We start from the raw sequence: 24,093 nt of genomic DNA on the forward strand, positions 1-24,093 counted from the left end.
AGGCGCACCACTCTGCCCGTCGCAAATTCTGCCCTCCCCCCTCCGAAGAAGCGCGTAGCGGGTACATCCGCAATTCACTTCCCGACCTATAAAAATCACATTGTTCTCAGGGGTTGCGAAGTGATGTCGGTACAGGCGTTGGCGGAGTTCGAGGCGATGGTCGGGCGTTGGACGGAGACGGAAGCGAAGGCGTGGTTCGCCCGTCAGCCCTGGGTGATGGGCTGCAACTTCACGCCTTCGAACGCGATCAACCAGCTGGAGATGTGGCAGGCCGATACCTTCGATATCGACGCCATCCATGCCGAACTGGCGCTCGCGGCGGATGTCGGCATGAACGCGGTGCGCGTGTATCTGCACGATCTGCTCTGGGCCGAGGATCCGGAGGGGTTTCTCGACCGAATCGATACGATGCTCGCGGTGGCGGAGGAGTTCGGCATTCGCGTGATGCTCGTGCTGTTCGACAGCTGCTGGCATCCCGATCCCGCCTTGGGTCCGCAGCCGGCGCCCAAGCCCGGCGTGCACAATTCGGGCTGGGTGCAGTCTCCGGGCATTCCGGCACTTCGCGATCCGGCGCAGCGCCCGCGGCTGGAGCGCTACATCAAGGGCGTGGTCGGAAGGTTCCGTGCCGATCGCCGCGTGCTTGCCTGGGATATCTGGAACGAGCCGGACAACGGCCCGGAGGTCTCGCTGTGCGATGCGGGCGAACTGAGCGCCAAGGCGGATCTCGTGCTGCCGCTGCTGGTCGATGCCTTCGACTGGGCCCGCAGCCTGCGGCCGGTGCAGCCGCTCACCAGCGCCATCTGGCTGGGCGACTGGTCCTCGCCCGATCGGCTCAGCCCGCTGCAGCAGGCGCAGATTGGCCTGTCGGACATCGTCTCGTTCCACAATTACGGCACAGCCGAGGATTTCGCGCAGCGCATTGCCTGGCTCAGCATCTTCAAGCGGCCGTTGTGGTGCACCGAATTCATGGCCCGGCCGGCCGGCAGCACGTTCGAGGCGATCCTGCCGGTGGCAAAGCTCCACAATGTCGGTGCCTTTTGCTGGGGACTGGTGCGCGGCAAGACGCAGACGCATCTGCCCTGGACGGCGTGGGAGAACCCCAATCTCGCCGGGCTGAAGGACAAGTGGTTCCACGACATCTTCGATGTCGGCGGTGTCCCTTATGACGATACCGAGGTGGAGTTCCTCCGCCTGCTGCGTACGCTCGATGACAAGGCGCCGCACTGGCCGATCATGGGGGTGGAAACCGCGAAGCACGCGGGACCAACCCCCGACGGCGCCGCCAAGGCGGCTTGAGGCTCGCCCCCCTCCCGCGATCGGGAGGGGGAAGCGATACGACGTCACTCCGCCAACGCCGCCGCCTGCGCCGGCGGAACGGTTCGCTCGGCGGCGATGTGGCGGCGATAGGTTGCGAGCGCCTGCCCCACGACCTGATCCATATTGTAATAGCGGTAGGTTGCCAGCCGGCCGACGAACAGCACCCCCTTGGCCGCTTCCGCAAGCGCCTCGTAGCGTTTGAACAGCGCCTGATTTTCCGGACGCGGGATCGGGTAATAGGGGTCCCCCTCGGCGCTGGGATATTCATAGGTCAGACTAGTGGTCGGCGCCTGCTGGCCGGTGAGGTGCTTGTATTCGGTAACCCGAGTGTAGGGCACCGCCTCGTCCGGGAAGTTCACGACCGCCACCGGCTGCGCCCATTCGCGATCTTCCTGGACATGTTCGAAACGCAGCGAGCGATACGGCAACCTGCCGAACCGGAAGTCGAAATATTCGTCGATCGGCCCGGTATAAACGATCTGGTCGAAGCTGAACCGCCGCTTGGCCTCCTCGAAAGTCACGCCCAGTTCCAGGTCGATATTAGGATGATCGAGCATGCGGCCGAACATCGCGGTGAAGCCGTCGCGCGGCATCGCCTGGAAGCGATCGGTGAAATAGCGATCATCGGTATTGGTCCGCGTCGGCACCCGTGCGGTGACGCTCTTGTCCAGCTCGGAGGGGTCGATCCCCCATTGCTTGCGGGTATAGCCCTGGAAGAACGTCTCGTAGAGTTCGCGTCCTACCGCCGCGACTACCACGTCCTCCGAACTACGGATCACCGTCACCGGCTCCGCGCGCGCGGCGAGGAAGTCGGCGGCCTCCTGCTCCGTCTCCAGTGCCAGTCCAAAGAGCGCGTTCAACGTCGTCCGGTTGATCGGGATCGGTACGCGCTGGCCGCGCACGTCCGCCAGCACCCGATGCTCGTACGGCCGCCATTCGGTGAACCGCGAGAGATAGTCGACGATGTCCGCGCTGTTGGTGTGGAAAATGTGCGGGCCATATTGATGGATCAGGATGCCAGCCTCATCCATGTGGTCGAACGCATTGCCTGCGATGTGCGGCCGCTTGTCGATCACCAGCACCCGCTTGCCCGCTTCGGCGGCCAACCGCTCCGCCATGACCGACCCGGCGAAGCCCGCGCCGACCACCAGATAATCGTAATGCGCGCTGCGCACGGGCTTGAGCAGCGGCCTGTCGGGCTCCGCTACCTGGAGGATCAGCCCCAGCATCCGCGCCGCGACCTGGTCCCAGCTCTGCTCGGCAAGCAGCGCATCAGCTTCGGCGCGCCAGGCGTCGCCTTGGGCCCGAAGCGCCAGCGCCTGCTCGCACGCGTCTAGGAAGCGCTCGGCACCATCCGCGACGAACACGCCCGCCACATCGCCATAATGGCGGATCACATCGACGATCGGCGTCGACACCACCGGCAGGCCGGCCGCGAGATATTCGGGTGTCTTGGTCGGGCTGATGAATCGCGTCGCCTCGTTGATCGCGAACGGCATCAGCGCGACATCCCAGCCGCCGGCATAACGCGGCAGCTCGGCATAGCCCTTGGCGCCCAGCCAGGCGATATTGGCGCGCTGCGGCAACTCGGCAGGATCGATCTTGACCACCGGCCCGACCATCACGATCGCCCATTCGGGCCGCGCATCGGCGATCGCCGCGATCAGCGCCAGATCCATACGCTCGTCGATCACGCCGTAAAAGCCCAGCCGCGGGCGCGGCATCGCTGCCTGATCGGCCGCATCCTGCACCGGCGTGCGGCCCTGCGCGAAGTGCGCCGCGTCGACGCTCGAGGGGAAGGGATACACCGCGGCGTGGCTCTCGCGCTTCGCCTCGTACAGGCTGTAGCCGCCGGTGAAAACGAGATCGGCCAACCCGAACAGCGCCTGTTCCAGCAACATGAGTTCGGGCGGCGCGAAACGAAAATTCTTCAGCTCGTCCATGCAATCATAGACGGTGCAGGCCGCGTCGAGATGCTGCGAGAAGGGCAGCATCATCGGCGTATAATACCAGCGAACCAGCCGCTCGCCCATGCCCGCGACATGATCGTCGAGCAGCGCGCGAAGCGCGGCCGTCCGCGCTTTGCCCTGCATCGCGGCGGACAGGTGCGGCACCGCGACCATCACCCCCTGCCCCTCGTCGCGCAGCTCCAGCCAGGGCGAGGGGCTGTCGTCGTCGATCGGCTCCTCCCAGAACAACACGTCCATGCTGCGCGCAAAGCGCGTCATGAGGTGCTGGGGCCGCTGGAAGACGAAGTTCCAGCGAAGATGCGAGAAGCAGATCAACGCGACGTTGCTACGGGGGCGAAGGGAGGCAGAAAGACTGGTCAAGGACGGTTTCCCTGTTGCGTTCAGCAAAGAGAACCCGCGCCAACCAGCCGCCGTTCCGGCCATACGACTTGATTTCTTTTAAAAACAATATGATGCAAGTTAATGCATCAAAAATGCTGTTCGTCTAGCGGCGATAGCCGCCAGCAGGACAGGTGCTTGCGTTCACGTTGCCGCATATCGTTCAGCCATTGCGAAGACTATCCGGCACTACGCCGCCATTTTCAGCAAGCTTGGCCATCACCGCCTTGTGGAGCGCGATATTTTGCTCGGCGCTTCCATCCGCGCCGGCATGGACGTCGAGTTCGTCCGCCAGCGCCTTGCGGGCAGCGAGACTGGAATCCAGATCGAGCAGCTTGAGCAGGTCGACGATGGACTGTTGGTAATTGCCGCCTCCATTCTGCATCGCCGCCATCTCCGCCAGCACCGCGCCGACATCCACCGCCGCAACAGGCGTGGTTGCGGGCGCCGCTACCGGGGCTGGGGCTGGGGCCGCGATCGGGGTCGGAGCGGGCGTCGCCGAGGGTTGCGCCGCGGGTGCCTGTGCCGGCTTGTGACCGAAAATGCGATCGCGAATGCTGCTGAAAATGCTCATGTGATTCTCCTGACCGACGCCGACGCGCGCCGCTCGCGATAACGCCCCGTGGCGGCAGAGGTTCGGCGGAACGGTACTATGGCTGTGGCGTTCCCCTGCCGCCGGCGCTGCGCCGGGCTGGACCACGGAGAGAAAGATGCACGCTGTTCGCTGGACGATGCTGGGCGCTGCCGCGCTGGCGCTCGCAGGCTGCGGATCAAAGACCGAGAACCACAGCACCGATACCGTGGTGACGACCGGCAATACCGATGGTGGGGAGATGCGACCGTCCGACGCCGCATCTTCGGCCGCCACCTCGGCAGGTCAATCCTTCGCCAATGCCGCGGCGTCGAGCGATGCGTTTGAGATCGCCAGCTCGCAACTTGCCGAGACGCGGGGGGGTAGCGCTGGGGTGAAGAAATTCGCGAATGCGATGATCAAGGCGCACACCGACTCCACCGCCAAGCTGAAGGCCGCCGCCGCCGCGGCGAGCCCGGCGATCACGCCCGATCCCGCGCTGTCGCCTGCCCAGCAGCAGAGGCTGGATGCAATGAAGGCGCTGAACGGCGCCACCTTCGACAGCGCCTATGCCGCAGCGCAGGTCGAGGCGCATCAGCAGACGCTCGACGCGCTCAAGGCAAATGCCGCCAACCAGCAGGTGCCGCAGTCGCTGCGCGATGTTGCGACCCAGTTGATCCCGACGGTGACCGCCCATCTCAACATGGCCAAGTCGCTGGCCCAATAAATGCGCGCGGGCGGCATCCCGATGCCGCCCGCCGCGCCGTGACGTTCAGGCTGCGTCGACCATCACGATCTCGCTATCCTCGATCGCGGTGATCTTCACCACCTCGACATCCTTGATCGCGGCGCCGTCGCGCGCGTTCACCCGCGTGCCGTCGATCTCCACCGCGCCCGTGGCGGGCACCAGATAGGCGCGGCGATCGCTGCCGAGCATATATTCCGCAGTCTCCCCAGCGCGCAGCGTGGCCCCTACGACGCGGGCATCGGAGCGGATCGGCAGCGCGTCGCCATCGCCGTCGAAGCCGCTCGCCAGCACCACGAACTGCCCGGCGCGATCGGTCTTCGGGAAGGGCCGCGTGCCCCAGCTCGGCTTCTCGCCGCCGCGGGTCGGCTGGATCCAGATCTGGAAGATGCGGGTGGTCTCGTCCTCGCGATTATATTCGGAATGCGCGATGCCCGTGCCCGCCGACATCACCTGCACGTCGCCGGCGACGGTGCGGCCGTGATTGCCGAGATTGTCCTGGTGAGTGATCGCGCCGTCGCGGACATAGGTGATGATCTCCATGTCGCGGTGCGGATGCGGCGGGAAGCCGGTCTGCGGCGCGATCGTGTCGTCGTTCCACACGCGCAGATTGCCCCAGCTGGTCCGGGCCGGGTCATAATAGTTGGCGAAGGAGAAATGATGCTTGGCATCGAGCCAGCCATGGTTGGCACCGCCGAGGCTGGAAAAGGGGCGAAGTTCGATCATGTCGGGTCTCCCTGTGGGGGGCGCCGCGCCACGGCGCCGTTTCGATGGCCGGGATATAGGCGGGCTCGACTTCCCCAATCAGTGGGATAAGTTGGGCCGAAACGTTCCAGGAAATCGAAATGTCTAACCCGGGCACGCCCACCTTCGACCAGCTGCGCATCTTCCTCGCCGTGGTCGATAGCGGCAGCTTCGCCGGTGCCGGGCGGCAGCTGAACCGCGCGGTCTCGGTGATCAGCTACGGCATCGCCAATCTGGAGGCACAGCTGGGCGTGCTGCTGTTCGATCGCGAAGGCACCAAGAAACCGCGCCTGACCACGGCGGGCGAAGCGGTACTGGCCGAGGCCCGGACCGTCGCGCAGGGCATCGACGGCCTGCGTGCGAAGGTGAAGGGTCTGCTCGACGGCCTGGAGGCGGAGGTGAACCTCGCCGTCGACGTGATGCTGCCGACCCGCCGGCTGGGCGAGGTGCTGCGCGCCTTCCGCGCCGAGTTCCCTACGGTGACGCTGCGGCTGCATGTCGAGGCGCTGGGCGCGATCACCAGCCTGGTGCTCGAGGGCAAGGCAGTGCTCGGCATCTCGGGACCGCTGGCGGTTGGCATGAACGGCATCGAGTGCGAGGCGGCGGGATCGGTGCCGATGGTGCCCGTAGCCGCACCGGACCATCCGCTCGGCCGCATGCGCCCGATCCCCCCCGGGGCGGGGCGGGACCATGTCCAGCTGGTCCTGTCCGACCGCTCGCCGCTGACCGCGGGCCGCGACTTTGCGGTGATGAGCCCGCGCACCTGGCGGCTTGCCGATCTCGGTGCCAAGCATGCGCTGCTGCGGGAGGGCATCGGCTGGGGCAACATGCCGCTGCCGCTGATCGAGCCGGATCTCGTCGCCGGCACATTGGTGCGCCTGGCGATGCCGGAAAGTCCGGGCGGCATGTACCGCTTCGGCGCCATCTGGCGCCGGGACGCGCCGCCGGGGCCGGCGGCCGCCTGGCTGCGCGCCCGCTTCGTGGCAGCCGGGCAAGGCGATCGGGACCTGGAAGGCCTGGGCGAGGCCTGAGGCGACGGAGGTAGCCATGTCGATCGCGGGGAGCATGATGGTGGCGGCGATGCTGCACATTGCAAGCCTGTCCGCCGTGGTTGCGCCGCTGCAGGCATCCGAGCAGGCGAGCGCGGAGATCCTCGTCACCGGCGTTCGGCTGCGCGCCACCAAGGTCGATTATCGCCTGCGCGGCGCGGCCCTGCGCTATTGCGGACCGCGCGATCCGCAGCAGAACCCGGCAGCGGTGTCGACGATCTGCGCCTTTGTCGAAGCCTGCGCGCTGCAGGGCAGGCGGTCCCATGCCGATATGACGCGATGCGTGGAGGGCAAGATTGCCGCACGCGAAGCGCGCCGGCGCTAGAACAGGATCGCGCCGCCCGTCACCAGGCGGAAATCGGGCGAATTCCGGTTCAGCCCGGCGACTGCCAGTATGTCGAGCTGGAGCGTCTTGGTGGGGCGCCAGGCAGTCGACACGGCGGCGAGCGCACGGGTTTCGTGTCCCTCCGGATCCTGGTCGCGCTCCAGCGAGAATTCGGCGGTGGTCGTCACCTTCTCGCTGAACTTGTAGCGGAGGCTGGTGATGCCGCTCACCGCGAAATGGCGCCCCGACCCGCTCTGGTCCGGTGCGGCGTCCGCCTCGCCGGTGAAGCTTACCGCCACCTTCTCGGTCAGGTCATATTGCACCGGCACGATTACGCCGGCGCCCCAGGTGCCGTCGCCGACCGGATATTTGCCCGTGGGCGCGGTCACGAAGGCCTCCACGCCGGCGGAAAAGGGCTTCCCCTTCTCGCCTGCCAGATGCTGGCGTAGCGCGAACCGGAGGTCACCGGTGCCGCGAATGGTTTCGATCTCGCCGCTCTCCTTGTCGCGCGTGCGGTCCTGGCCGAAGGCGGTCCAGCCCAGCTGGACCTCGGTCTTCGCAGCGACGCCAATGCGCACCAGCAGATCGGATGCGACGATCCGGTCCTCGCGCTGCGACGATTGGTCGTCCCGTTCCCAGTCGAGGAACGACGCTTCCACATGGACCCGGCCCGGTTCGGTGGTGCAGCTCGAGCCGCCAATGCTGGGCCTGGTCGGGCAGAAGCGGGGATCGTCGTCGTCTGCGAGCGCTGGGCTCGCTGCGATCAGCGCCGCTGCCACCATTCCCGCCGACCGCGCCTTGCGCCCCATGCTGTTCCCCCTGATCATCATGGGGCCCTAACGAGGCGTGTAACGAATTGTTTCTGCCCGCAGCGATCAGTTGTCGCGGATGGCGTGTTCCAGGTCCGCGGCATGGGCAGCCGCCGGCTCGGTGGGAGCCACGACATCGGCGAGTTCGGTCTCGACGCGCGCACCGCCCGTCAGCGTGCGGTGGACCGGGCATCGGTCGGCGATTTCCAGCAACCGGGTGCGCTGGGCGGCATCGAGCTTGCCTTCGATCTCGATACGGCGGGTGAACAGGTCGGCCGGGACGGCGCCCGCCTGGCGCTGGTGCCCGGCGAGTGTCCGGATGCCGGTGACCGGCCAGCCCTTCTGCAGCGTATACACGCGGAGCGTCATGGTGGTGCATGCGGCCAGCGCGGAGGCGAGCATCTGATAGGGTGTCGGCCCGGAGCCCAGCCCGCCGACCGATACCGGCTCATCCAGCATCAGCGCCACGCCGGCGACCTGTACCGCTACCTGGAACTTGCCGGCGCCGGTATCGCGCGCCACCGCGTCCAGGGCCACGTCGTTGCTCATGCCGTCTGCTCCGCCAGTTGGGTTTCGATGGCGATACCCTGCTTGAGCGTGAGCGTCACCGGCGTACGTTCGGCGATTTCGGCCAGCCGCGCGCGGACCGCATCGTCGGGCCCCGCTATGGTCAGGGTGCGCTTGATGTGTCGCGCGTCGGACATGCCGACGATCCGCAGGTCGACATCGAGCGCGTCGATCCGCCAGCCCTTGCGATCGGCGTACATGCGCAGCGTCATCGCCGTGCACGCCCCCAGCGCCGCGAGCAGCAGGTCGTATGGCGCGGGCCCGGCATCGTGCCCGCCATTGCTCGGCGGCTCGTCGGCGAGCAGCGGGTGATGCCCGGCCTGGATGCGGGTTTCCAGCAGATCCGGGCCGATATGCGCACTGGCGTGGGCCATGGTCGTCGTTCCTCAGATCGCGAGCAGCGCGATCGCTTCGATCTGCGCCGGATTGAAGCCGTGGTCGGCAAGTGCCGGCACCAGGTCCGCCGCCGGCGTGCGGTGCCGCCGCGTGGCGCAGACGAATTGGCGGATCGCTTCCAGCCGCGGATCGGCCAGCGGCGTCGGCCGGCGGGCACCGAACAGCGTATCGGCCATCCGCCCGAGCAGCGAGGGGCGCACGGTCGCCGAGACGGCGGTACACCCGCAGGCCGCGGCATCCTGGAAAGCGACGGAAACCGCGGCCCATTCGATCTGGCTCAGTTCGGGCGGTGTGTGACGATCCATCGAAACCTCCTGTGTTGGCCCTCCCCTAGCGGTGTGCCGGGGTCCGGATCAGCCGGATAGTCTTGGCGCGTTTGTTCGAGATTCTGGAAAAGTGTCTTTTCAAAACCATCGAACGTTTTGCACCATTTTATTCCACTCCCCGGCAGGGCCGGCCGCGCGCATCTTTGCCGCACAAGGCGAGGCAGATTGGTCCCCGCCATCCAGTTGGAGACATGATCATGGCTACTGCACCCTTCCCCACCGCCGCCACCCCTACCAACGTTCAGGCGGCCCTGCCGCTGGTTGGCCGCCTCGGCATTGCGGCGATCTTCCTGCTCAGCGGCTTGTCCAAGCTGGCTGCGCCGGCCGCGACGATCGGCTATATCGCCGCCTCGGGCCTGCCGCTGCCGCAGCTCGGCTATGCGATCGCGCTGCTGGTGGAGCTGGTCGGCGGGGCCGCGCTGGTCCTTGGCTACCGCACCCGGCTCGTCGCTGCCATCCTCGCCGCCTTCTCGCTCGCGACCGCCTTCGCCTTTCACGCGGCGCTGGGTGACCAGAACCAGTTCATCCATTTCTTCAAGAACATCGCGATGGCCGGCGGCCTGCTGCAGGTCGTCGCCTTCGGCGCCGGCACGTGGAGCCTCGACGCGCGCCGCTGATCCGAACGGAGCAGCATGAAAAAGGGGGGCGCACGGTCGTGCGGCCCCTTTTTGCCATCCCCATCCATCGTACAGGCGACGTGCCGCTAGAGCGCCGCTAGCAAGGCGGGTGAGGAGATCGCCATGACCCGCTGCACGCACATGAACGCTGAGACGGTCCGCGCGGTGGCGCCCAGCGCCAAGGGCTGCGAGGAATGCCTCGAGACCGGCAGCTGGTGGGTGCATCTGCGGCTGTGCCGGGAATGCGGCCATGTCGGCTGCTGCGACCAGTCGCCGAACCGGCACGCCACCGCCCATTTCCATGCGACCGGCCACCCGATCATGGAAGGCTATGACCCGCCCGAAGGCTGGGGCTGGTGCTATGCCGACGGCATCGAGGTCGACCTCCCGGACCAGACGCCGCAAATCGGACCGATCCCCCGCTTCTTCTGACCCGCATGGACAGCCGGGCGCCGCGCGCTAAGACCGGCGGCCATGGCCTTCCTGCTTCTCCGCACGTGAGCGACCCGCCACCCCCCGCCCGAAGCGCGATGCTGCTGTTCGGTGCCGGCGACTTTGCGTTCAACCTCTATTGGCAGGCGGTCAATCTCTACCTGCTGTTCTTCTATATCGACACGCTACGACTGGCGCCGGCGCTGGCCGGCACGCTGTTCCTGATCGGTGCGGTGTGGGACGGCGTGGCCGATTTCATCGCGGGTGTCGTCGCCGAGCGGATGCGGCGACCCTATCGCTGGCTGATCGGCTGGGGGGCGCTGCCGCTGGGGCTCAGCTTCGTGGCGATGTTCACGGTGCCCGTCGGCGCCTGGGGCGTCGCGCTGGCGGGGCAGATCGCGTTCCGCACGCTCTATGCCTTCACCAACATTCCCTATTCGGCCTGGACCACCCGGCTGGCCGGCACCAGCGCCGAACGCGCGCTGATCGCCGGGCTGCGGATGATCTTCGGGGCGATCGCCGCAACGCTGGTCGCGGGCATCCTCCCGATCCTGGTGGCAAGGCTCGGCAGCTATGCGGCGGCGAGCGCGCTGCTCGCGGCGCTCGCCGTGCCGCTGCTGCTCGCCATCGCCTGGCGTGTGCCCGAGCATCGTCCGCGGACCGGCGCTGCGCTCCGCCCCCGCATCGCCCCGGCGCTGGGGCTGCTGGCCCGCAACCGCGCGTTCGTGGCGCTCAACCTCGCGGCCGCGGCGGGGGCAGCGGCGGCGGCGCTGACCACCCAGTCGGTGCTCTATTACTTCCGCTACGTACTGGCCGACGCCCCTGCCGGACCGCGCGCGCTGGCCGCGATGGCGTTCGCCAGCCTCGTTGCGACCCCGCTCTGGACCATCACCGCCCGCCGCGCCGGCGCCCGCGGTGCCTGGCTGATCGCCTGCGGGCTCGCGCTTGCGGTACCGGCGGGCTTCGTGCTGCTGCCGGCGCCGGGCGTGGCGGCAGCGACGCTGTTCCTGCTCGGCATGCAGGTCGCCTTTGCCGGCTTCGGCCTGGCGGCATGGACGCTGCTGCCGGACAGCGTCGACTGGGGTGCGGCGCGGAGCGGCGTGCGCGTGGAAGCGATCGCCTTCGGCACCTTTGCGCTCGCCCAGAAGGCTGCGCTGGCCGCGGCCGGGTTTGCGATCGGCGCGATCTATCAGGCCAACGGCTTCGTCGCCGGCGCGCCGCAGGGCGCGGCCAGCCTCGCAGCGATCCGCTGGCTGATGCTGGCGGGACCCGCGCTGCTGCTGCTCGCCGCGCTGGCGGCCGTGCTGGCGCTGCCGCTGCGGAAGGGAACGAGCGTCTAGCGCATCCTCCCGCGCGCGCGGGACGATGCGCTATTGCTGCTCGTTCGCGGTCAGATCAGCTCGAAGCTGCCAGAAACGCCCTCTGCCTCGGCCGAGGGCGCGATCCACAGCCGGAAACTGCCGGGCTCGATCGTGGGCTTCATCGCCTGTCCGATGAAGAGCAGGTCGGCGCGGGTGAGCGTGAAGTCGACGCGCTTGCGCTCGCCCGGCTTCAGCGCCACGCGGCGAAAGGCCTTCAGCTCGCGCACCGGCCGGGTGACGCTCGCCGCCACGTCGCGAAGGTAGAGCTGGACGACTTCCTCGGCCGCGCGGGACCCGCGATTGGTGATCGTCGCGGACACCATGAGCTTGCCGTCCATGGTCAGCTTCCCGCCGCCGAGATCGAGGTCGCTGTAGACGATCTCCCCATAGGTGAGCCCGTGGCCGAACGGGAACAGCGCCTGGTTCGGGAATTCGCGATAATGGGTCTTGTATTCCTGCAGCGGCCCTGCCGGGTTCGGGCGGCCGGTCGGCTTGTGGTCGTAATGATAGGGCTCCTGCCCCGTCGCCTGCGGAAACGAGACCGGCAGCCGCGCCGAGGGACCCACCACGCCGAACAGCACGTCGGCGATCGCAGGCCCATCCTGCGAGCCGAGGAACCAGGTGACGAGGATCGCCGGCGCCTTGAGCACCGCGCCTTCCAGGGCAAGCGCACGGCCGTTGCGGAGCAGCACCACCACCGGCTTGCCGGTCGCCGCGACCGCCTCGGCCAGCGCCATCTGCGCCGGCGGCACCACGATGGCCGAGCGCGACTGCGCCTCGCCGGACATGCGGGCATGCTCGCCTACCGCCAGCACCACCACGTCCGCCGCGCGCGCGGCCGCCACCGCGGCCTCGATCCCGCCGGGGATCGGCCCGTCCAGCCCGGCGCCTTCGGTGACGCTTACCAGCGACGGATCCTGGACCAGCGCCTTGACGCCGGTCGCCAGATCCACCGCCTCGGCATCCGTGCCATAGACGTTCCAGGTGCCGATCAGGTCGTGCAGCCCGCTGGCGAACGGCCCGATCAGCGCGATCTTCTTGCCCGAGCGCGGTAGCGGCAGCAGCCCCCCCTCGTTCTTGAGCATCACGATCGAGCGCGATCCCGCCTCGCGGGCGAGCGCCAGATGGTCGCGGGTGCGGACCCGGGCCTTCTCCCGTGCCGGATCGATGCGACGGAACGGATCGTCGAACAGGCCGAGCTGCACCTTGAGCGCCAGCACGCGCCGCACCGCCTCGTCCAGCCGCGCCATCGGCACCTCGCCCTTGGCGACGAGATCCGGCAGGTGCTTGATGTAGAACCCGCTCTGCATGCTCATATCGACGCCGGCCAGGAACGCCAGCTTCGTCGCCTCGCGCGCATCGGCGGCGAAGCCGTGCGCGATCAGTTCCTCGTCGGCGGTGTAATCGGAGACGACGAGGCCGCCAAAGCCCCATTCGCGGCGCAGCACTTCCGTGAGCAGCCATTCGTTCGCGGTGGCCGGGATTCCGGACAGCTCGTTGAACGAGGCCATCACCGTCGGCGCACCGGCGGCCAACGCTGCCTGGAACGGCGGGAAATAGGTTTCGCGCAGCGTTCGTTCGGAGATGTCGACGGTGTTGTAGTCGAGCCCCGCCTCCACCGCGCCATAGGCGGCAAAATGCTTGGCACAGGCGGCGACCGCATCGGCTGCCTCGAGCCCCTTCGCGCCCTGGAAGCCGCGGACGCGTGCCGCCGCGATCAGCCTGCCGAGCAGCACGTCCTCGCCCGCGCCTTCCACGCTACGACCCCAGCGGGCGTCGCGGGTGATGTCGACCATCGGCGCGAAGGTCCAGTCGATCCCCGCCGCTGCCGCCTCGACCGCTGCAACGCGCGCAGTGCGCTCGGCGAGATCCGGATCAAAGCTCGCCGCCTCGCCCATCGGCACCGGGAAGACGGTGCGGAAGCCGTGGATGACGTCGGCGGCGAACAGCAGCGGGATCTTGAGCCGCGATTCGCGCATCGCAACGGTCTGCATGCGCTTCGCCATCGCCGCGCCGTTGCCGTTGAACACGCCGGTCAGCCGCCCTGCCCGCACCTCGGCCAGCTGGCCGTCGAAATTGGACGAGGCGCCGGCGGGATTGAGCGTCACCGCCGCCCCGCCCGACCAGGCCGCTGCCATCAGCGTCAGCTGCCCGGCCTTCTCCTCGACGGTCATCCTGGCGAGGAGCGACTCGACCGAGGCGGGCAGTTTCGTCGCGCCCGCCTCGCGCAGCATCGCCCGCGCGGGGCTGACTGCCCAGGCCGCGGCGGCACTCGCCCCGATCATTATCGCACGCCTGGAAATGTGGCCGTCTTTCACGCGTTTCCTCCCTTGGCACCGACCGCGTTTAGGCCGCCGCATCATCAATCTTGCAAGCCGCTTGTGCTTCATGTAACCGGTTACATCAAGAGCTTCAGGCCGCCACCTGCAAAACGAGCGGTCACGACCAAGCAGAAGGAGGGGACGCACCACGCCATGCCGAACGCCACGATCCGCGATGTTGCCAGGGAAGCAGCGGTCTCGGTCGCGTCGGTTTCGCGTGCGCTGAACGGCGCCTCCAACATCCGCCCCGAACTCCGCGACCATATTCGCGCGGTAGCCGATCGGCTCGGCTATGTGCCCCATGCGGGCGCGCGGAACCTCAGCCTCGCGCGCTCCTCCACGATCGGCGTCGTCGTGCCGGACCTGCACGGCGAATTCTTCTCCGAATTGTTGCGCGGCATGGATCGCCAGGCCTCCGAACTCGGCCTCCACCTGCTGCTGATGGTGATGCACGGCGAAGCGGATCGCGGCGTCACCGCGCTCCATGCGATGCGCGGACGGGTCGACGGACTGGTGGTGATGGCGCCGCAGATCACCTCGGACGAGCTGTTCGCGCATTTGCCGCGCACCATGCCCTCGGTCCTCGTCAACTGCGCTCCCCATGCGGGCCACCGCCCCGAATTGCGGATCGACAACGTTGCCGGGGCCGTAGCGGTGATCGAGCATCTCGCTGCCGGGGGTTGCCGCCGCATCGTCCATATCGCCGGACCAGAGGCGAACATCGATGCCCAGGAACGCCTGCGCGGCACCCGCGAAACCTGCGCGCGGCTCGGTCTCGATCTGCGCGTGCTGCAGGGAGACTTCAACGAGGAGACCGGAACGCAGGCGATCGCCACGCTGGCGGCGGAAGGTGCCGCCTATGACGCCGTCTTCGCCGCCAACGACAATATGGCGGTGGGGGCGCTGATGGCCCTGAAGCGCGCGGGCATCGCGGTGCCCGAGCAGGTGGCGGTGGCGGGGTTCGACAACATCCCGCTCACCCGCCTGATCTCGCCCGCGCTCACCACCGCCAGCATCGACATTGCCGAATTCGGCGCGCGCGCGGTGGTGCGCCTCGCCGGACTGATCGACGGCGCCGCCGACGACACGCTCGAATGGCGTGCGCCGATCGTCATCGCGCGGGAATCAACCCGCCAAACCACGAAAACTACAACAGAAAACCCGATCCGCCGGGGAGATGGAAAATGACCATGAACAAGCTCGTACTGCGTTCCGCCTTACTGACGATGACCGTGCTGGGCAGCGGTGCGCTGCTCGCCCCCGCCCCCGCGATAGCGCAGGTCGGCCAGGCCTCGCTGCGCGGCACGATTACCGCGCCAGCGAACAATCCCGTCGTCGAAGTGATCGCGATCGAAGTCGCCACCGGCATCCGCCGCAGCGCTGCCGCCGGTGCCGACGGCAGCTATAACTTCGCGTCGCTGCGGCCGGGCACCTATCGTCTGGAGATCCGCCTCCAGAACGGCACGCGCAATTCGGACGCGTTCACGCTGCGCGTCGGCCAGAATGCCGGCCTCGATCTCGACCTCGCGACGCCCGCCGACACCGCGGCCGCCCCCGCGGACGGCGCGGCCGCCGCGCCTGCGGGCGGCGACGAGATCGTTGTCACCGGCAATCGGATCCGTTCGCTGGATGGTGGCCAGGTCGGCATCAACATCACCCAGCGGCTGATCGAGCAGCTGCCGCAGAACAACCGCAACTTCCTCGCCTTCGCGGACCTCGCGCCGGGCGTCCGCTTCATCGAGAGCGCCGACGGATCGTCGCGCATCCAGGGCGGCGCACAGGACAGCCGCACCGTCAACGTGTTCGTCGACGGCGTCAGCCAGAAGGACTATGTCCTCAAGAACGGCATCACCGGGCAGGACAGCTCCGCGGGCAACCCGTTCCCCCAGCTCGCGATCGGCGAGTATCAGGTGCTGTCGTCCAACTACAAGGCGGAGTTCGACCAGGTCAGTTCGGTGGCGATCACCGCGGCGACCAAATCCGGCACCAACGAGTTCCACGGCGAGGGCTTTCTCGACTTCACCAATCAGGATCTGCGCTCGCGCCGTCCGAGCGAACTGTTCCCGACCAAGACCGACAAGGTCAATTCGAACAACAAGCAGTTCGGCCTGGCGCTGGGCGGCCCGATCGTGCAGGACCGCGCGCACTTCTTCCTGACCTATGAAGGCAAGCGGATCGACAGCCCGTATGACGTGCGGCCGGACAACGGCTTCCCGATCAGCGGTCTGCCGACGCAGTATCAGCAATATTTCGGCAGCTTCTCGCAGCGCTTCAACGAGGACCTGTATTTCGGCAAGATCGACGTCGAACCGAGCGACAAGGACCTGATCGAGTTCACCGGCAAATACCGCAAGGAATCCGGCGTGCAGATCTCGACCGGGGTCGCGGCATCGAGCACCGCCACGCTCAACAAGGTCGAGGAAAAGCGCTTCACCGGCCGCTGGCAGCGCAGCGAAGACAGCTGGATCAACGACTTCCGCGTCTCCTACCAGGATACGCGCTGGGCGCCGACGCCGGCGACCGGCGGCACGACGACGCTCTTCCAGGCAACGCCGCTGGTCAACGGCAACCGCAGCCGCTTCGACCTGCTCCGCTTCGGCGCCGGCAGCAACCAGCAGGACAAGGGCCAGAAGGGCTGGACCGTCCAGGACGACTTCACCTGGACCGGCTTCGACGGGCACACCATCAAGATCGGCGCCAAGGCAAGCTGGATCAAGCTGCGCTCGCTCGAGCAGAACCTGACCAACCCGCTCTACACCTACGACATCAACGCCTTCAGCCAGACCGCCTTCAACGACGCGATCCCCTACCGCGTGCAGTTCGGCGCGCCGACCAGTTCGGGCGCATCGGACGTGCGCTCGAACAACTTCCAGTTCGGCGTCTATGCGCAGGACGACTGGGACGTGACCTCGCAGCTGACGCTGAACCTGGGGCTGCGCTGGGATTATGAGCGCACCCCCGCCTATCTCAACTTCGTGACGACGCAGGAGAACATCACCGCGGTATCGCCTGCGAACTATCCGAACCTCGTCAACGCCGATTACAACATCAACGACTATATCTCGAACGGCCACAACCGTAAGACGTTCAAGGGCGCATGGCAGCCGCGGCTCGGCTTCACCTATCGCTTCGACGAAGCGGGCCGGTTCGCGATGTTCGGCGGCTATGGCCGCTCCTATGATCGCAACCAGTTCGACTTCCTCCAGCAGGAAGTCAGCCAGGGGGCCTTCCCGACGCGCACCTTCAATTTCATCGGCGCGGATTCGCAGAACCCCTGCACGCCGTCGACCACCTGCGTCGCCTGGAACCCGATCTACCTCACCGCGGCGGGGCGCCAGCAGCTGCTGGCCGGCACGACCGGCGGCGGCCGCGAGTTCCGCTTCCTCAACAACAACCTGAAGGTTCCCTATTCCGACCAGTTCAGCCTGGGGCTGCGCGGCCGGTTCAACATGGTCGGCCTGGAAGTGGGCTATACCCACATCACCAGCAAGGACGGGTTCGTCTTCCTGCTCGGCAACCGCCGCAAGGACGGCAGCTTCTTCTTCAACGATCCCACCAGCGCGACCGACACCCCGTCGGCACCGTTCGGCGATCCGCCCCCGGGCTATGGCGCGATCATCCTCGGCACCAACGGCCTGCGCACCGCATCCGACGCCGTCTATTTCAAGGTGACCAAGACCTATACCCCGGCGTCGCCCTGGAGCATCGATGCGACCTACACCTTCACCGAGGCCAGCGAGAACCGGCAGTTCGGCGAGGTCTATTCGCTCGATTACGCGTCGATCAACGACTATCCGACGATGCGATCCTCGGGTGTGCCGCGGCACCGCTTCGTCGTGGCCGGCAGCGTCGATCTGCCGCTGGGCTTCGCGCTCTCGTCCAAGTTCCAGGTCGAATCGGCCGCCTATCAGAAAGCGTTCCTCGATCAGGCCAATCCGTTCCAGCGCGTGCTGGTCGGCCGCTTCACCGACGGTGTGGGCGGCGGCTGGGGCCGGCGCCAGCTGGATCTGGCACTGACGAAATATGTACCGATCCACTTCATCAGCGACCAGACCCGCCTGCGCTTCCGCGTCGACGTGCTGAACGTGTTCGACGACTGGAACTTCGTCGACTTCAACAACGATCCCAACTCGACCGATTGGGGCCGCCAGGTCGGCTACAGCGTCGGTGGCAACCCGCCGCGCACCGTCAAGCTGTCGGTGGGCTACTCCTTCTAAGAACCCCTCCTCTGGGGCGGCACCGCGTATCAGGTGCCGCCCCTCTTTTTTTTCGGGACCCATCATGATCGATCGCAGGAAGTTGCTCGGCTCCGGCGCCCTTGCGCTGGCGGGCCTGGCCGGGGCGTGCACCCCGCCCGCCACGCGGCCGGGCGGCACGGGCATGGCACCGTCCGCAGACCCGCTGATCCGCGATCTGCAGGAACGCACCTTCCGCTATTTCTGGGACACCACCGATCCCTTAACCGGCCTCGCGCCCGATCGCTGGCCCACCCCCTCCTTCGCCTCGATCGCCGCGGTGGGCTTTGCACTCACCGCCTATCCGATCGGCGTTATCAACGGCTGGATTACCCGCGATCAGGCCCGCACCCGCACGCTGGCGACGCTACGCTTCTTCGCCACCGCCCCGCAGGGCGACGGCCAGAGCGACGCCAGCGGGTACAAGGGCTTTTTCTATCACTTTCTCGGCGTGACCAAGGGCCGTCGTTTCGCCCGCGCCGAGCTTTCGACGATCGACACGGCACTGCTGCTGGGCGGCGTGCTATTTGCGCAAAGCTGGTTCGACGCGGACCACCCGGCGGAAGCGGAGATCCGCACCCTTGCCGACCAGCTCTATGCCGCGGTCGACTGGACTTGGATCACGCCGCGCCCGCCCTTCGTTGCGATGGGATGGCACCCGGAGAGCGGGTTCATCCCGTCGGATTGGAACATCTACAACGAGGGACTGCTGCTCTACGTGTTGGCGCTGGGCTCGCCGAGCCATCCGCTGCCGCCCGAGACATGGGCCGCCTGGACCGCGCGCTTCGATGCGCAGTGGAGCGATACATGGGGCGAACCCCATCTCCATTTCGCGCCGCTGTTCATTCACCAGTACAGCCATTGCTGGATCGACTTTCGCGGCATTCGCGATCCCTACATGGCGGCCAGGGGCATCGACTATTTCGAGAACAGCCGCCGTGCGGTCCGCGCGCAACGCAACTATGCCATGGCCAATCCGGGCGGCTGGGCCGGCTATGGCGAGGATGTGTGGGGCCTGACCGCCTGTGACGGCCCCGGTGACTTCACGCAACGGATCGGCGGCAGGGAGCGCGCATTCTTCAGCTACTCGGCGCGCGGGCCCGATGATCGTGACGATGGTACGCTGGCGCCTACCGCGGCGGCTGCCTCGATCGCGTTCGAACCGGAACTGGCCACGCGGGCGATCGCGGCGATGCATGCGCGCTACGGGCGCGGAATCTATGGCCGCTACGGCTTTCTCGACAGTTTCAACCCCACCCTCACCCGCAAGACGGCGCCGCTCAAGCACGGGAAGATCGTGCCCGGGATCGGCTGGGTGGATGGCGACCATCTGGGAATCGACCAGGGGCCGATCCTGCTGATGATCGAGAATCTGCGCAGCGGCCTGGTGTGGAACGTGATGCGCCGCAACCCGCATATCCGTCGCGGGCTGCAGCGCGCCGGGTTCAAGGGCGGCTGGCTCTAGCTGTCAGTCGTCCTGCCGGTCGGTTTTCTTGGGGCTTACCCATACATGGACCGGCACAACGACCTTGCCGGGCGCCGGCTTGCCGATGTCGACGCGGCTGGCCTGCACCAGTTCGCCGTTCGAGAGCGTGAAGGAGGCCCAGGGCTTGGGCATGCGGCCGAACGTCATCTTCTGGATGGGTTCGCCGGTATTCGAATTCATGATGGTAGCAATAACGGGCATGCGCCGTCCGCTATTCGGTAGGCGCCGGGCTTGTCCAGCGCGCGGCCTGTGGAACCTGTGGACGACCTGCCGGCCGACCGGCACCGCTCCCCGCTTCCCGCTCCCGCCCGGATGCCGGCAGCGGGAAAAGCAAGCGGGGCGACACGCCTGGTGCCGCCCCGCGAGCCTGTTCAAGGGCTTCTACGTTCAGAAGGTGATGTTGGCACCCGCGCTGAAGTTGCGCCCGACCAGACCGGCATAGTGCCAGCTGCTCAGATAGTTGGGGTTGCTGGTGTACGCCGCCGATGCAAGCGGCGCGCGGGCATTGGTGAAGTTCTGCACGTTGATGAAGAACCGGAACTTGTCGTTCACCTTCACCGCGGCGTTCAGGTCCGCATAGATGAACGGGCGGATCCAGCACTGGTAGGTCTTCGGGGTACCGGCGGGCACCGGCGCCATCGAGTTTGCGCAGGACAGGTCGATCACGCCGTTGACGGGGGTGATCTCGTCGGCCGCGACCTGTTTGATGCGACCCACATAATAGGTCGTCGCGGTGAGCGAGAACTTGCCGATCTCGAACGCATTCTGCCAGTTGCCGCGGATGCGCGGGGTGCCGCCGCCCGAGGAGAGTTCGTACGGCCCGAGCGTACCGGCGTATTTCTGCACCACGCCCGACGGCGTGACGAGATCGAGGCGCAGGACGCGGGTCACGTCGATACGGCTGATCAGGCGGACATTGTTGGCGATCCGGATACGGGCGCTCGCCTGCATGTCGATGCCCGAGCTGACCTGGTAGTTGGCGTTGACGTAGGGCACGTCGAACACCAGCAGGCGGGGCAGCGCGCCGGGGTTCGCCGGATCCGGCGCATCGATCACGTTGCACTTGTAGCCGGCACCGACGGCAGCCAGCGCGGCGCAGCCATCGGTCGAATTGGTCTTGCTGTAATAGGCGGCGATGGCTTCGGCACGCAGCGGGCCGCTGACGATCAGGTTCGACTTCTTGATGTTATAATAGTCGACCGTCATGTTGAACCAGCGGGCCGGCTTCAGGATCGTGCCGAAGGTGAAGCTCTGCGAGACTTCCGGCAGGATGTCCGGGTTGCCGCGCGCGCCGCTGCCGATGTTGTAGCTGCTGGTATAGGCCGAGTTGCCCGGATGCGCCGCGACGAAGCTTGCCGGCGGCGTGAAGGACGAGAAGCCCGCATAGCTGCTGGCGGCATTGTTTTCGGCGAAGGTCGGCGCGCGGAAGCCCTGCGAATAGGTCGCGCGGAAGGCGACTGCATCGATCGGATTGAACTTCACGCCCACCTTCGGCGAGAAGTGGCTGTAGCCCTGCGAATAATGGTCGTAGCGGCCCGACACGTTCAGGTCGAGCGTGCGGGTGAACGGCGCGTCGATTTCGAAGAAGCCGGCGGTCACCGTCTGGCGACCCTGGGCCGACGAGGTGTTGAGGCCGTAGAAGGCGAGGCTCGCATTCTGGTTGCGGTTCATCAGCGTCTCGCGACGGATCTGGAAGCCGCCGCCCATGTTGAGGTCGCCGCCGCCCAGCTGCATCACCGACTTGATCAGCGAGCCGCCGATCGTCGCCACCGTCGAATAGGACGGCGTCGTCACCTCGGGCGAGATCTGGTTGCGGACCGCCGCGGTGTTCTGCTCCGGGTTGACGAAGTTGTACGCGCCCGTGTTGATCGCGCTCAGCAGGCCCTGGATGTTGACGAAGCCGCGCTGCGTGACGGCGAAGTTGTCGCGGGCATAGACGCCGTTGAGGCGGAACTTGAACCCGTTGCCGAAGCTGCCCGAGATGCCCGCGGTTGTGCGGAAGACGTCGACATAGCGGAAGCTGCCGGCCGGAATGTCGCCGAACAGATAATAGATGCGGGCAGCGCCGTTGCTGGGATCATTCGCATAGGCGGCGGCATAGGGGTTGTTCGGGTTCAGCTTGCGGTCGGCTGCGGTGGCGCAGTTGATGCCCGCCGAGCAGACATAGACCGGCAGGACGATGCCCGGGCTGCTCGAGGCGAGCGAGGCGGAGCCGCCGAACGGCTGCGTCGCACGGATGGCAGCGGGCGTGCCCTTGATGCTGACTTCGGAATGCGAATAGCTGGCCGACGCGAACGCTTCCAGATTGTCCGCCAGGCGCGCGGTGAGACGCGCAGTGGTCGAATAGCGCTGCTGCTTGGGCTGGATGATGCTGTATTCGTCGGGCAGATTGTGCTTGCAACCGGTGCCCTGGGCGGCGCCGCTGGTCACCGTGAAGGTGCCGAAGGGGCAGGCGTTCGGATTGAGCAGCTGATACTGGCTGGTCAGCGGGGCACCCACCTTGCCGGCGAGCGGGTTGTTGAGGTCGCTCTGCGAGACGCGGGTGACGACCGCCTGCGGATTGGCGGTGGTGAGCGAGTCGTCGTTGCGGTTGCGGTCGGTCAGGCCGCTCGGCGTCAGATCGAGCGTGTTGAACGGATAGCCGCGCGAGCTGTTGGTGATGTAGCCGTCATAGGTGTATTCACCGTTGACGTAGAAGTTCCAGCCCTGCTGCTGATAGTCCCCGGTGCCGGCGGTCAGCGTTGCGCGATAGTGCGAGCCATCCCCCTGTTCGGTGGTCCCGCCCTGGACCGAGCCTTCCACGCCCTGGAAATTCTTCTTGCTGATCAGGTTTACCACGCCGCCGATCGCGTCCGCACCATAGGTCGACGAGGCACCGTCCTTCAGCACTTCGATGCGGTCGACGATGCTGAACGGGATCGAGTTGAGATCGACATAGGCGTTATGGCCGTCGTCGTTCAGCGGGAAATTGGCCGAGCGCAGCCCGTCGATCAGCACGACGGTCGACGACACGCCGAGGCCGCGCAGCGACACCGCGGCACCGCCGGCCGAGAAGCCGTTGCGGAAGCCGGTGGAGATCGAGCCGGCGCTGTCGGCTGAGACCGAGCGGATCGCGTCCTGGGCCGTGGTGATGTTGGCCCGCTGGAGGGTCTCCGAGCTCAGCACCGTCACCGGCGAGATCGAGCTGGCGTTCGAATCGCGGAACAGCGTGCCGGTGACGACGATGGTGGCCGGCTGCGGCGCATCGGTCTGGGCCGCGGTTTCGGCAGCCCCCTGCTGCGCCTGCGCGGCGGGATCCTGCGGTGCAACGGTCTGCTCCGCGGCAGCACTTGGCGCGGACGCCGGCGTCGTATCCTGTGCAAATGCGGGGACGGCGATTGCCGTCAGCAGTGCCGCCGTCGAGATACCATACCGCAGCGAGACATATGCGGAGTTCATCACAGTCACCAACCCGTTCCCTTTTAAGCACCAGCGAGCGGCCGCCCGCTTGCGCCGCCCACACACGGACGCCGCCCCGGGGCCAGCTAACGGCAACAGAGTTAACGGGGCGTAAAAAATGCCGATGAGACGAAAATATTGTTATATTTTGTTGCAGATAGCCATTTGCATTTTAACCATAGGCCAAATACCTGTGAACATTCCGTAAACACGAAGTATAAATTTGTTATATATTCCCGTAATTCTGCGCTTAATACAAAACGAAACAGCATTATATCACGAACCTGCCTAGTTTTTACTTATAGATATCTGGATTAGCGCTCCGCTTTGCACGTCAGTTTCCTTTCTTACGTGTTTGGCTGCATCTTCCGGAAGGCTCGCCAACGGATCGGGTCCTAGCGTTGGAAACGTTGCCAACGTTTCAGTGGCTTGGCTTGCACTTCGAAGGCGGATCGAAGGCGGAAATTTTGCGTCGCCATCTCGGTTCGTTTTGGAATGCACGGCATGCGGATGACGCACGCGCGACAAAAAAGTTACATTCGTCGTGTTTGCCGCCTTGACATCCCCTGCCCCCGAGATAGCATCCACTTAGCAACAAAGAAAAACTTTTGGGGCGGATGACTGAACCGGCGCTTTGATCCGAAATGGAGAGATCAAATGGCCGACCAGTTTCAAGACGGCATCGCCACGATGCCCAGTTGGCGCAGAGCGCCACCAGCGTTCGCACTAGCAGCACAAGAGCCGAGGCAACACTAGGCGCCGCGCGGGTCCTTCGCGCGTCTGCATCGGTGACGCTGCCGCAGGATCCGCTACGCATGAAGGCGTGGAACGCATCGCGGGCCTGCTAGGGGTCGCTCGTTCCTGTCTGGCGAGAAACCGCAAGATGTAGCCGCACAGCAGTCGCGGCGCGGTTCCGCCCGGTTTGTACCCAGTATCGTCGGACATTGCCCGCGGCCCTGCTCGGCCACGGAAGGATGCACCTTGTCCGCCTCCCGGGAGGCGGAAC

General features: G+C 66.5%; 20 protein-coding genes. 10 read left to right on the forward strand and 10 right to left on the reverse strand.

Annotation, left to right across the window (positions count from 1 at the left end; all coding sequences use genetic code 11):
* Positions 1–156: 156 nt before the first annotated feature.
* Positions 157–1,296: a cellulase family glycosylhydrolase gene (locus tag OIM94_RS05535; RefSeq protein ID WP_413716393.1), complete on the forward strand. Its 1,140-nt coding sequence runs from the start codon at positions 157–159 to the stop codon at positions 1,294–1,296.
* A 44-nt stretch (positions 1,297–1,340) separates the two neighbouring features.
* Here the strand turns inward: OIM94_RS05535 and glf are convergent, their stop codons facing one another.
* Positions 1,341–3,647: a UDP-galactopyranose mutase gene (glf, locus tag OIM94_RS05540; RefSeq protein ID WP_264609097.1), complete on the reverse strand. Its 2,307-nt coding sequence runs from the start codon at positions 3,645–3,647 to the stop codon at positions 1,341–1,343.
* Positions 3,648–3,828: 181 nt separating this feature from the next.
* Positions 3,829–4,239 (reverse strand): DUF3597 domain-containing protein, encoded by a 411-nt coding sequence (locus OIM94_RS05545; RefSeq protein ID WP_264609098.1) that lies wholly within the window; start codon positions 4,237–4,239, stop codon positions 3,829–3,831.
* A 136-nt stretch (positions 4,240–4,375) separates the two neighbouring features.
* Between OIM94_RS05545 and OIM94_RS05550 the strand changes: the two genes are divergently transcribed.
* Positions 4,376–4,963 carry a DUF4142 domain-containing protein gene (locus OIM94_RS05550; RefSeq protein WP_264609099.1) on the forward strand — a complete coding sequence of 196 codons (588 nt, stop codon included), beginning with the start codon at positions 4,376–4,378 and terminating at the stop codon, positions 4,961–4,963.
* Between the two features lie 45 nt (positions 4,964–5,008).
* On the opposite strand, the gene OIM94_RS05555 is transcribed toward OIM94_RS05550, so the two are convergent.
* Positions 5,009–5,707 (reverse strand): pirin family protein, encoded by a 699-nt coding sequence (locus tag OIM94_RS05555; protein WP_264609100.1) that lies wholly within the window; start codon positions 5,705–5,707, stop codon positions 5,009–5,011.
* A 119-nt stretch (positions 5,708–5,826) separates the two neighbouring features.
* Between OIM94_RS05555 and OIM94_RS05560 the strand changes: the two genes are divergently transcribed.
* Together OIM94_RS05560 and OIM94_RS05565 are read left to right on the forward strand one after the other, a co-directional pair.
* Positions 5,827–6,756: a LysR family transcriptional regulator gene (locus OIM94_RS05560; protein WP_264609101.1), complete on the forward strand. Its 930-nt coding sequence runs from the start codon at positions 5,827–5,829 to the stop codon at positions 6,754–6,756.
* A gap of 16 nt (positions 6,757–6,772) precedes the next feature.
* Positions 6,773–7,099, forward strand: a complete 327-nt coding sequence (locus OIM94_RS05565; RefSeq protein WP_264609102.1) for a hypothetical protein — start codon at positions 6,773–6,775, stop codon at positions 7,097–7,099.
* Here OIM94_RS05565 and OIM94_RS05570 read toward each other — a convergent pair.
* From OIM94_RS05570 to OIM94_RS05585, 4 genes are all read right to left on the reverse strand, one after another.
* Positions 7,096–7,908, reverse strand: coding sequence for a transporter (locus OIM94_RS05570; RefSeq protein ID WP_264609103.1), 813 nt, complete (start codon positions 7,906–7,908; stop codon positions 7,096–7,098). The two genes, OIM94_RS05565 and OIM94_RS05570, sit on opposite strands and share 4 nt — an antisense overlap.
* 66 nt (positions 7,909–7,974) lie before the next feature.
* Positions 7,975–8,457, reverse strand: a complete 483-nt coding sequence (locus OIM94_RS05575; protein ID WP_264609104.1) for an OsmC family protein — start codon at positions 8,455–8,457, stop codon at positions 7,975–7,977.
* Complete coding sequence (locus OIM94_RS05580) at positions 8,454–8,849, reverse strand: OsmC family protein (RefSeq protein ID WP_264609105.1); 396 nt, start codon at positions 8,847–8,849, stop codon at positions 8,454–8,456. Before OIM94_RS05580 ends, OIM94_RS05575 begins: the two co-directional genes overlap by 4 nt.
* A 12-nt stretch (positions 8,850–8,861) precedes the next feature.
* Positions 8,862–9,176 (reverse strand): hypothetical protein, encoded by a 315-nt coding sequence (locus OIM94_RS05585; RefSeq protein ID WP_264609106.1) that lies wholly within the window; start codon positions 9,174–9,176, stop codon positions 8,862–8,864.
* Between the two features lie 218 nt (positions 9,177–9,394).
* Between OIM94_RS05585 and OIM94_RS05590 the strand changes: the two genes are divergently transcribed.
* From OIM94_RS05590 to OIM94_RS05600, 3 genes are all read left to right on the forward strand, one after another.
* Positions 9,395–9,814, forward strand: a complete 420-nt coding sequence (locus tag OIM94_RS05590; protein ID WP_264609107.1) for a DoxX family protein — start codon at positions 9,395–9,397, stop codon at positions 9,812–9,814.
* Between the two features lie 123 nt (positions 9,815–9,937).
* Positions 9,938–10,246, forward strand: a complete 309-nt coding sequence (locus OIM94_RS05595) for a UBP-type zinc finger domain-containing protein (protein ID WP_264609108.1) — start codon at positions 9,938–9,940, stop codon at positions 10,244–10,246.
* A 65-nt stretch (positions 10,247–10,311) separates the two neighbouring features.
* A complete protein-coding gene (locus OIM94_RS05600; RefSeq protein ID WP_264609109.1) occupies positions 10,312–11,586 on the forward strand; it encodes an MFS transporter in 1,275 nt (424 codons plus the stop codon).
* A 50-nt stretch (positions 11,587–11,636) separates the two neighbouring features.
* Here OIM94_RS05600 and OIM94_RS05605 read toward each other — a convergent pair whose 3' ends face one another.
* Positions 11,637–13,892 (reverse strand): glycoside hydrolase family 3 N-terminal domain-containing protein, encoded by a 2,256-nt coding sequence (locus OIM94_RS05605; protein ID WP_264609110.1) that lies wholly within the window; start codon positions 13,890–13,892, stop codon positions 11,637–11,639.
* 189 nt (positions 13,893–14,081) lie between these two features.
* Between OIM94_RS05605 and OIM94_RS05610 the strand changes: the two genes are divergently transcribed.
* The 3 genes from OIM94_RS05610 to OIM94_RS05620 all read left to right on the forward strand — a co-directional run bounded on the left by OIM94_RS05610 (position 14,082) and on the right by OIM94_RS05620 (position 19,628).
* A complete protein-coding gene (locus OIM94_RS05610; protein ID WP_264609111.1) occupies positions 14,082–15,116 on the forward strand; it encodes a LacI family DNA-binding transcriptional regulator in 1,035 nt (344 codons plus the stop codon).
* Positions 15,117–15,118: 2 nt separating this feature from the next.
* The gene (locus tag OIM94_RS05615) at positions 15,119–18,145 is read left to right on the forward strand and encodes a TonB-dependent receptor (RefSeq protein ID WP_264609112.1); all 3,027 of its coding nucleotides are present in this window, start codon (positions 15,119–15,121) and stop codon (positions 18,143–18,145) included.
* Positions 18,146–18,209: 64 nt separating this feature from the next.
* Complete coding sequence (locus OIM94_RS05620) at positions 18,210–19,628, forward strand: glucoamylase family protein (protein ID WP_264609113.1); 1,419 nt, start codon at positions 18,210–18,212, stop codon at positions 19,626–19,628.
* A gap of 3 nt (positions 19,629–19,631) precedes the next feature.
* Here OIM94_RS05620 and OIM94_RS05625 read toward each other — a convergent pair whose 3' ends face one another.
* Together OIM94_RS05625 and OIM94_RS05630 are read right to left on the reverse strand one after the other, a co-directional pair.
* Complete coding sequence (locus OIM94_RS05625; RefSeq protein ID WP_264609114.1) at positions 19,632–19,829, reverse strand: hypothetical protein; 198 nt, start codon at positions 19,827–19,829, stop codon at positions 19,632–19,634.
* 207 nt (positions 19,830–20,036) lie between these two features.
* Positions 20,037–23,087, reverse strand: a complete 3,051-nt coding sequence (locus OIM94_RS05630; RefSeq protein WP_264609115.1) for a TonB-dependent receptor domain-containing protein — start codon at positions 23,085–23,087, stop codon at positions 20,037–20,039.
* Positions 23,088–24,093 lie beyond the last annotated feature (1,006 nt).

The organism is Sphingomonas sp. R1, from assembly GCF_025960285.1.
Lineage (GTDB): Bacteria > Pseudomonadota > Alphaproteobacteria > Sphingomonadales > Sphingomonadaceae > Sphingomonas.